Source organism: Pseudoduganella sp. RAF53_2 (genome assembly GCF_052113985.1).
Taxonomy (GTDB): domain Bacteria; phylum Pseudomonadota; class Gammaproteobacteria; order Burkholderiales; family Burkholderiaceae_D; genus Rugamonas.
Window position 1 is genome coordinate 1 of the sequence record NZ_JBFRDW010000894.1, and the last position, 1,777, is coordinate 1,777.

A 1,777-nucleotide genomic window follows, 5' to 3' on the forward strand; every position below is an offset into this window, starting at 1 on the left:
GCAGCACATTGGACAACCGCCGCTCAGCCAGCAGATCCAGGCGCTGGAAGCCGAAGTCGGCGCGCAGCTGTTCGAACGCAGCAAGCGCTGGGTGCGGCTTACTGAAGCGGGCAAGCTGTTCCTGGAAGATGCACGCCAGATCCTCGCACAATCGGAACGCGCGGTCGTCACGGCGCGGCGCGCGCAGCGTGGCGAAGCGGGCGAACTGCGCGTCGGCTTTACTTTCTCGACGCCGTCCACGCCGCTGTTTGCGAAAGCGATCAAGCGCTATCGCCAGCTGTATCCGCACGTGTCGCTGACCTTGCACGAGATGGCGACCTTGCACCAGCTGGAGGCCATCGAAACGCGCAAGATGGACCTGGGCTTTGTGCGCCCGCCTGAAGTGACGCTACCGGAAGCGCTCACGCTCACGCACCTGCGTGACGATCCGCTGCTGCTGGTGCTTCCTTCCGATTCGCCGCTGGCGCACAAGCGCAAGGTCAAGGTGAAAGACCTGGAGAAACTGCCGTTCGTGATGTATCCGAAAGACGCCGGCACCGGTATCTACTTTCAGATTTTCCGGCTATGCCGCGCGGCAGGCTTTGTGCCGCAGATTGCGATGGAGGCGGGAGAAGCGTCCACCATCATTGGGCTGGTGGCGGCGGGGATCGGAGTGTCGGTGCTGCCGAGTCCATTCCACAGCATTCATATGGAAGACGTGGTGTACCGGGCGCTGGATGATGAGGCGGCGGCCACTTCCCTGCTGCTGGCGCAGCGCAGGGAAGACAGCTCGCCGCTCGTCGAAGCGTTCGTAGCGCTGGCGCGCGACGAAGCAGATCAGTCGTAATCGGCTTCGAGTTCCGAGCCAGCGTAGTTTTCCAGCTCCGCGAACAGGGTCTTCATGGCCGAGCGGCCAGGGATCTTTTGCAGCACGGTGCAGGTGCGGCGATACAGATCGATGCGATGCATCAGCACCGGATGATGCTGCGCAGGCACCAGCGTCACCAGCTGCGCCCAGCCGGTTTCGAAGTCCGGCTTATCCTTGCGCACCGCTTTTACGAAGCGCTCGAATTCCTTCTGCCCGGTACGTGCAACGATGCGGCCCTTGCCTTCCGCTGCGAAGATGATGGCCAGCGCGATCACGCCTTCCGCGTTCAGGTCCTCGTCCTTGATCGGACCTTCCGTGTTGTGGCGACGCAGCCAGCTGGCAAGACGCACGATGCCCTGCACTTCATGGCGCTGCTGCAGCTGCGACTGGAACTTCGACACGCCATCCCAATTCGCATTCGGATCGGTGTAGCAGATATCGAAGAACAGATCGCGCAGGCGGCGCTGGGCGTACACCGGGTCGGCATCATATTCGCCGATCAGCGTATCTTCCGGCATCGCCGACAAATCCTTCAGTTGGCGGAAGCCTGCCTGGAAGGCTGCTTCGGGACCATGATCCACCAGGAAGTCCAGCGCAGCCTGATCGCTGTCCACCGTCAGCAGCTGCTCCAGGCCGAGCGACACGCCGCCCACAGTCAGATTGATCGCCTTCTGAATGCCTTCCGCCGTGCGGTTGTTGGTGAACTTGTCCGCGACGTTGGCCGTAATCGTGGCCAGTTCCTCGGCCAGAATCACCGCTGCGTCCGGACGCGGATCGCCCGGCAGCAGCTTGATGGCGCGCGTCAGGCGCGGCAGGTTTTCTTGTACGAGTGCCGGCAGCATCAGTTGAAGATCCCAGTGCCCATGGAGCGGCGCGCACGTTCCTTGCCGCTCGCGCTGCGCGTGGTCGGCACCTGCTTGCGCAGGCGGC

General features: G+C 63.0%; 2 protein-coding genes. One reads left to right on the top strand and one right to left on the bottom strand.

The genetic code is table 11. The features are described 5' to 3' along the window. On the top strand, positions 1-826 hold an 826-nt coding region (locus AB4Z11_RS30765; RefSeq protein ID WP_442029838.1), incomplete at its 5' end, for a LysR family transcriptional regulator. On the opposite strand, the gene AB4Z11_RS30770 is transcribed toward AB4Z11_RS30765, so the two are convergent. Next, the coding region (locus AB4Z11_RS30770; RefSeq protein ID WP_442029840.1) for a hypothetical protein at positions 817-1,777 on the bottom strand (961 nt) is incomplete at its 5' end. The genes AB4Z11_RS30765 and AB4Z11_RS30770 overlap by 10 nt on opposite strands.